The organism is Longimicrobiaceae bacterium, from assembly GCA_035936415.1.
Lineage (GTDB): Bacteria > Gemmatimonadota > Gemmatimonadetes > Longimicrobiales > Longimicrobiaceae > JAFAYN01.
This window is the reverse complement of record DASYWD010000036.1, coordinates 1-7,242: the sequence shown is the minus strand read 5'-3', so window position 1 is coordinate 7,242 and position 7,242 is coordinate 1. Positions and strand designations below refer to the sequence as shown.

Sequence of the window (7,242 nt, the reverse complement as noted above, 5' to 3'; positions counted from 1 at the left end):
GCCCCGGCGGGCCGCGCCGCGCCCGCGGGCGGACGCGCCCGCGCGACGGAGGCCGCGCAGGGGGAGGCACAGGTCACCGGGATCCGGGTCACCATCCCGGGGAGCGAGGACATCTCGCTCGGCGACACCCGGGCGGCGCAGAGCGGGCGGAGCGGCATCATCGTCTACGGCGACGACTCCGCCCGGCAGGGCGCGGCGCCGGCCGACCCGCGCAGAGGCATCATCGTGCGCGACGCGGTGGGCGCCGACACCGTCCTCACGGACGAGGCGCTCGACCAGGTCCGCCAGCAGCGCGAGCGCAACGTCGTCCCCCGCACCGTCCGTCCCGAGAACCGCGACGTCCCCGTGGCCGACTCCACGATGACGCCGCGGATCCGCGAGCGCGAGCGCAACGTGACGCCCCGAACCATCCGGCCGCAGACCCCGGGCACCCCCCGCTGACGCGGCCGCGAACGAACAGAACAGGAGAAACGTGCCAGTCCAGCCCCGTCCCGGAGACCCCGCGATCACCCCCGAGCTGGTCGCGGAGCACGGCCTTTCCGAGCACGAGTACGAGCTGATCCTGGGGATCCTGGGACGCGAGCCCACCTTCACCGAGCTGGGCGTGTTCAGCGCCATGTGGTCGGAGCACTGCGGGTACAAGAACTCGCGCCCGCTGCTGCGCCAGTTCCCCACGGAGGCCCCGTGGGTGCTGCAGGGGCCCGGCGAGAACGCCGGCGTGATCGACGTGGGCGACGGGCTGGCGGTGGCCTTCAAGATCGAGTCGCACAACCACCCCTCCGCGGTGGAGCCGTACCAGGGGGCGGCCACCGGCGTGGGCGGGATCCTGCGCGACGTCTTCACCATGGGCGCGCGCCCCATCGCGGTGCTCAACTCGCTCCGCTTCGGGGAGCTGGACGGCCCCGGGGCGGACCGGGTGCGCTTCCTCTTCGCGGGGGTGGTGAAGGGGATCGGCGACTACGGCAACTGCGTGGGGATCCCCACCGTGGCCGGCGAGGTGTACTTCGACTCCGCGTACGAGGGGAACCCGCTGGTCAACGCCATGGCCATCGGCCTGATGCGCCACGAGGAGCTGATCAAGGGCGTGGCCGAGGGCGTCGGCAACCCGATCATGGCGGTGGGCTCGAAGACGGGGCGCGACGGGATCCACGGCGCCACCTTCGCCTCCGCGGAGCTGTCGGAGGAGAGCGAGGCCAAGCGCCCCATGGTGCAGGTGGGCGACCCCTTCACCGAAAAGCTGCTGCTGGAGGCCTCGCTGGAGCTGATCCGCTCCGGGCACATCGTGGGGATCCAGGACATGGGGGCGGCCGGGCTGGTCTCCTCCTCCACGGAGATGGCGGCGCGGGGCGGGACCGGGGTGGACATCGAGATCACCCGCGTCCCGGTCCGCGAGAGCGGGATGACGCCGTACGAGATCCTCCTTTCCGAGACGCAGGAGCGCATGCTCGTGGTGGCGAAGAACGGCCGCGAGGACGACGTGCGCGCCATCCTGGGGCGGTGGGACCTGGACGCGGAGACCATCGGCGAGGTGACCGACACCGGCCGCTACGTGGTCCGCGAGAATGGCCGGGTGGTGGTGGACCTGCCGGGCGAGCCGCTGGTGACCGCCTGCCCCACCTACACCCGCGAGGGGCGCGAGGACCCGCAGATTGCCGCCCTGCGCGCCTGGGACCCCGCCGAGGTCGCGAAGGCCGACGCCGCCGTGGACCCGACGGATGCGCTCCGGCGGCTGCTGGACTCTCCCACCATCGCCTCCAAGCGCTGGGTGTACGAGCAGTACGACAGCACCGTGCGCACCAACACGGTGGTGGGCCCCGGCTCGGACGCGGCGGTGATCCGCCTGCGCGGGACGAACCGGGCCATCGCGGCGACGGTGGACTGCAACGCCCGCTACGTGTACCTGAACCCGCACCGCGGCGGCCGGATCGCGGTGGCCGAGGCGGCCCGCAACCTGGTGTGCTCCGGGGCCCTCCCCCGCGCCGTTACGGACAACCTCAACTTCGGCAACCCGCTGAAGCCGGAGGTCTACCACCAGATGTCCGAGGCGCTGCGGGGGATGGCGGAGGCGTGCCGCGCCCTGGAGACCCCCGTCACCGGGGGCAACGTCTCGCTGTACAACGAGAACCCCCGCGGCGCAATCTACCCCACGCCCACGGTGGGGATGGTGGGGATCGTGGACGACCTGGCGCACGTCACTACCTCCGGCTTCCGCGCCGAGGGCGACGACGTGGTGCTCCTGGGCCGCAACACCGGCGAGCTGGGCGGGAGCGAGTACCTCAAGGTGATGCACGGCCGCGTGGCCGGCGACGCCCCCGCGCTGGACATGGACGCCGAGGCGGCGCTGCAGCGCGCGCTTCTCGCCGCGATCCGCGCCGGGCTGGTCCGCTCCGCGCACGACCCGGCCGAGGGCGGGCTGGCGGTGGCGCTGGCGGAATCCGCCTTCGCCGATCCTGTGCGCCCCTTCGGTGTAGAAGTGGAGCTGCCGGACGAGCTCCCCCGCGGCGCCCTCCTCTTCGGCGAGGCGCAGAGCCGGGTGGTGGTCTCGTCCGCGCCGGAGAAAACGGACGCGCTGCTGCGCCTCGTGGCGGAGCACGGCGTCCCGGCGGAGCGGATCGGGCGGGTGGGCGCCGTGGACGGCGTCTTCCGCATCCGCACCCGGGACGCGGCCGTGGAGGCTCCCATCCGGGAGCTGGCGGCCCTCTTCTACGGCGCGATCCCGCGGCGGATGGACGGCACCCCCGCGGACGTGGCAACGACGCTGGAATCGCCGGTCACGCAGCACCCCTGAGGCGGGCGCGCGGATCGTCCCTAACGAAGGCAACCAGCCCATGTGTGGAATCGTAGCGGTCTCCGGCACGGCCGAGGCCGCGAAGCTGACGTACCTGGCGCTGCACTCGCTGCAGCACCGCGGGCAGGAGGCGGCGGGGATCGCCGTCTTCAACCCGGAGACCGGGACGACCCACCGGCACCGCGACGCGGGGCTGGTGTCGGACGTGTTCACGCCGGAGGTGCTGGACCGGCTCTCGGGCGACCTGGCGCTCGGGCACATCCGCTACTCCACCGCGGGCGGCGCCGGGCTCAAGAACGCGCAGCCGCTCCGGGTCACGTACCGGGAGGGCGACCTGGCGCTGGTGCACAACGGCAACCTCACCAACGCCAACGAGCTGCGCTCGCGGCTGGTGAACGAGGGGTCGCTCTTCCAGAGCACCATCGACAGCGAGGTCGTCGTCCACCTGATCGCCCGCTCGCAGCGGCACGGCGTGGAGGCGCAGATCGACGACGCGCTGTCGCAGCTCCAGGGCGCCTTCTGCGTGCTCATCACGGTGGGCGACACGCTGTACGCGGCCCGCGACCCGTGGGGGTACCGCCCGCTGGTGATCGGCCACCTCCCGCAGGGGGGCGTCGTGGTCGCCTCGGAGACGTGCGCGCTGGACATCGTGGGGGCCCGCTACCTGCGCGACGTGGAGCCGGGCGAGGTGCTGCGCATCCGCGGCACGGAGATCACGGCGCTGCGCCCCCTCCCGCCGGAGGGGATCCGCCAGCCCTGCGTGTTCGAGCTGGTGTACTTCGCGCGCCCGGACTCGCGCCTCTGGGGCTACAGCGTGGACCGCGCCCGCCGCGCCTTCGGGCGGAAGCTGGCCCAGGAGCAGCCGGCGGACGCGGACATCGTGATCTCCGTGCCGGACTCGGCCAACTCCGCGGCGCTGGGATACGCGGAGCAGTCCGGGATCCCCTTCGAGCTGGGGCTGATCCGGAACCACTACGTGGGCCGCACCTTCATCGAGCCCAGCCAGGCGGGGCGCGACTTCAAGGTGCGCCTGAAGTACAACGCGGTGCGGGAGATCCTGGCGGGCAGGCGGGTGGTGGTGGTCGACGACTCGCTGGTGCGCGGCACCACCTCGCGCGGGCTGGTGAACCTGCTGCGGGAGGCCGGGGCGCGGGAGGTGCACCTGCGCCTGGCGTCCCCACCGGTGCGGCACCCGTGCTTCTACGGGATCGACATGCCGACGCGCGACGAGCTGATCGCCGCGAACAAATCGGTGGAGGAGATCCGCGATTTCCTGCGGGTGGACTCGCTGGGCTACCTGACGCCGGAGGGGATGCTGGAGTGCGTGGAGGAGGCGGGGACCTTCTGCACCGCCTGCTTCTCCGGCGACTACCGCGCCCCGCTGGTGGACATGGAGCGCGGCTTCGCGATGGCGTCGCACTGCTGACGCGGGGCCTGCGCGGTGTGGGGCGATTCCCGACTTGCCTCCGCCCGCAAACGGCCTACTTTGACGGGGTGCGGCCCTTGCGGCGCCGCACCCCGTACCTGTTTCCGATCCAACCGCGCCTGAGGGGGGCCCGATGAAGTACCGCACCTATCCCGGGACCGACATCACCGTCTCCGAGGTCGGCTTCGGCCTCTGGACGCTCGCCGCCGGATGGTGGGGCGATTTCACCGACGAGCAGGCGGTCTCGCTCCTCCACCGCGCCCACGACCTGGGCGTCACCGCCTTCGACTCCGGCGACACCTACGGCAACGGCCGCGCCGACGGGCTGCTCGGCCGGGCCTTCGCCGGCCGGCGCGACCGGGTGACGATCACCACCAAGGTGGGGTACGACTTCTACGCCCACCCCGACGCGCGCCGCGGCCAGCAGGAGATCCCGCACAACGCCTCGCCGGAGCACATCCGCTTCGCGGTGGAGGAATCGCTGAAGCGGATGGGGACGGACGTGATCGACATCGTCTCCTACCACAACGCGCACGAGGAGCACGTCCCGGACGACACCATCTGGGAGACGCTGCAGCGGCTGCAGGAGGAGGGGAAGATCCGCGCCTGGGGCGCCGCGCTCGGGCCGTCCAACGGCTACCTCTTCGAGGGGCTGGAGCTGATCCGCGGGCGCGGGGTGAAGAACCTGCAGCTCATCAACAACGTCCTGGAGCCGTTCCCCGGGCAGGCCCTCACCGAGGCCGCCGAGCAGAGCGGCCGGACGGGGATCCAGGTGCGGGTGACGCACTCCTCGGGGATGCTGGAGGGCCAGTACACGGAGGACACCGAGTTCGCCAAGAACGACCACCGGCGCCACCGCCCGCGCTCCTGGCTGATCAACGGCCTGAAGAAGCTGGAGTCGCTGCGCTTCCTGCACGAGGGGCGCGACATGACGATCGGCCAGGCGGCGCTCAAGTACCTGCTCGCCTCCCCCGCGGTGATGACCACGCTCCCCAACATCTACAACGTGGAGCAACTGGAGGAGTTCGCCGCGGCCTCCGACAAGCCGGACCTCACGGCCGAGGACCTGGACCGGATCCGCGAGCTGCAGCGCGTGAACTTCCACGTGCACGAGGAGCACATGCGGTACAAGGGCACCATGCTCCGCGAGGGCGAGCCCATCGCGCCGCCGTACCGCTACGAGGGCGACGGCTACCCGGAGACGGAGCTCGCGGCGGGCGCTGCGGACTGACGCCGCGGCCGTATCGGAGCAAGAAGAGCCGCCCCGGTCGCATGGCCTGGGCGGCTCTGTTCGGTCCGGACGCTCCTGCCGTCACCTCGACGTGGAAGCGGCTTCTCCATGCGCAGAAGGGGCGCAGCCGATGATCGGAGTCGTCGTGGCCGTGAGCCGTAGCGGTACGCACACCTTCAGCAAGGCGAACCAGGACGTCGTCCGGCTGCTGCCCGGCCTCGGAGTCGAGGGCGACGCGCACATGGGTCGGACGGTGAAGCACCGCTCGCGCGTCGCCGCCGACCCGACGCAGCCCAACCTTCGGCAGGTCCACCTGGTCCACTCCGAGCTGCACGACGAGCTGCGGGCCGCCGGCTTCGTCGTGTCGGCGGGGGACATGGGCGAGAACGTCACGACGCGCGGCGTCGACCTGCTCGCGCTCCCGGTCGGCGCGCGGCTGCACATGGGTGGCGCGACGGTCGAGGTGACCGGCCTCCGCAATCCCTGCGCGCAGCTGGATCGCTTTCAGCCCGGACTCCTGGCCGCGGTACTTGGCCGCGACGAGCACGGCAACCTGGTCCGCAAGGCGGGCGTGATGGGGGTGGTCCTCACCGGCGGCGAGGTGCGTCCGGGCGACGCGATCCGGGTAGAGCTGCCCCCCGGGCCGCACCGGCCGCTCGACCGGGTCTGAAGGCCGCCGCCGGCCTGGCCGGAGGTGACCCGGCGCTCCGTGCGTCGTCAATCGGATGTTTGGCGTCCGTTTCTGTCCCTCCCTTCTTCCCTCCGATCCCACTCCGATGCGCGTCCTCGGGTTCGCCCTCCTCGGGCTGCTGCTCCTCCCTGCCCTTTCGCACGGACAGGCCCACACGATCAGCACCCGGCTCACTCCGCCGGAGCGCGTCGGCACGTTCCGTCTGGCTTCGATCAAGCAGCTCGAAGGCGGCGCAGGGGGCCATCTCCGCTACCGCTCGGCCGAGGGGGTCGAGCTGGACGCCCTCCTCCAGCCGCTCCCCGACGACCCGGAGTGCGACCGGGCCTGCGACTCCGTGGCCGTGGACAGGGAAGCGGACGCGTTCCCCGAGCGGATCCCCGCGCTGGTGGAACAGGGCGTCTTCGATTCGCTGGCGGTGGAGCGGGACGACACGCTGCGCGTGGAGCACGCCGGGGCGGTCGCCCACGGGCGGCACCTGCGCCTGGCGGGCCCGGTGAAGGGACGGCCGACGCGCCTCCACGTGCTGCTGTACGGGATCGGCAGCTACATGGTCAGGGTGGGGGCCGCCCACCCCCCGAGCACGAAGAGCGACAGCCTGGTGGCCGAATTCGCGCGGGAATTCGTCCGCTCCACCATGCAGCCGGCCGGCGAAGCGGCCGCGTGCGCCAGCGGACCCGCGGACCCGGACGCGACGCGGATCACCGCCACCTCCATGCTCCCTCTCGTCGGGGTGCGCGGGAGGGTGGCGGCCGTGCTGGCCGGCCTGGGGTTCACGCTGGACCCGGCGGCCAGGGAGCCGGACACGTGGCGGTCCGCGCCCGCGGAAGGATGGCCTGCGGGGATCGACTACACCCCGTGGTCCAGGGAGGCGGGTCCGGGCTTCGTCGTCGAGGTGCGGCTCGCCGAGCGCGACGGGGGAACGGCGATCACGGTGGCGGCGCAGGCGCTCTGCGCGCCGAAGTGGGGGAGCGAGGACCCGCGGGCGCTCGAGCTCTCGCTGGAGCTGGGGACCGCGGCGGCCGTGCTCGCCAGGCTCGATCCCCGGGCCAGGCGGTAGTCCCGGGGGGCCGCCCCTGCCCCGACAAGCGAGGAGCCGCCCCCGCCCG

The 7,242-nt window shown here is 72.7% G+C and carries 6 protein-coding genes; all 6 read left to right on the top strand.

Features of this window, described 5'->3' with window-relative positions; all coding sequences use genetic code 11:
- Window positions 1-441: hypothetical protein (locus VGR37_01480; GenBank protein HEV2146067.1), on the top strand; the 441-nt coding region annotated here is incomplete at its 5' end.
- 31 nt (window positions 442-472) lie between these two features.
- A complete protein-coding gene (gene purL / locus VGR37_01475) occupies window positions 473-2,788 on the top strand; it encodes a phosphoribosylformylglycinamidine synthase subunit PurL (protein ID HEV2146066.1) in 2,316 nt (771 codons plus the stop codon).
- Window positions 2,789-2,828: 40 nt separating this feature from the next.
- Window positions 2,829-4,214, top strand: coding sequence for an amidophosphoribosyltransferase (purF, locus tag VGR37_01470; protein ID HEV2146065.1), 1,386 nt, complete (start codon window positions 2,829-2,831; stop codon window positions 4,212-4,214).
- Window positions 4,215-4,347: 133 nt separating this feature from the next.
- Window positions 4,348-5,445: an aldo/keto reductase gene (locus VGR37_01465; GenBank protein ID HEV2146064.1), complete on the top strand. Its 1,098-nt coding sequence runs from the start codon at window positions 4,348-4,350 to the stop codon at window positions 5,443-5,445.
- A gap of 130 nt (window positions 5,446-5,575) precedes the next feature.
- Window positions 5,576-6,115 carry an MOSC domain-containing protein gene (locus tag VGR37_01460; GenBank protein ID HEV2146063.1) on the top strand — a complete coding sequence of 180 codons (540 nt, stop codon included), beginning with the start codon at window positions 5,576-5,578 and terminating at the stop codon, window positions 6,113-6,115.
- A gap of 106 nt (window positions 6,116-6,221) precedes the next feature.
- Window positions 6,222-7,193 carry a hypothetical protein gene (locus VGR37_01455; GenBank protein ID HEV2146062.1) on the top strand — a complete coding sequence of 324 codons (972 nt, stop codon included), beginning with the start codon at window positions 6,222-6,224 and terminating at the stop codon, window positions 7,191-7,193.
- Window positions 7,194-7,242 lie beyond the last annotated feature (49 nt).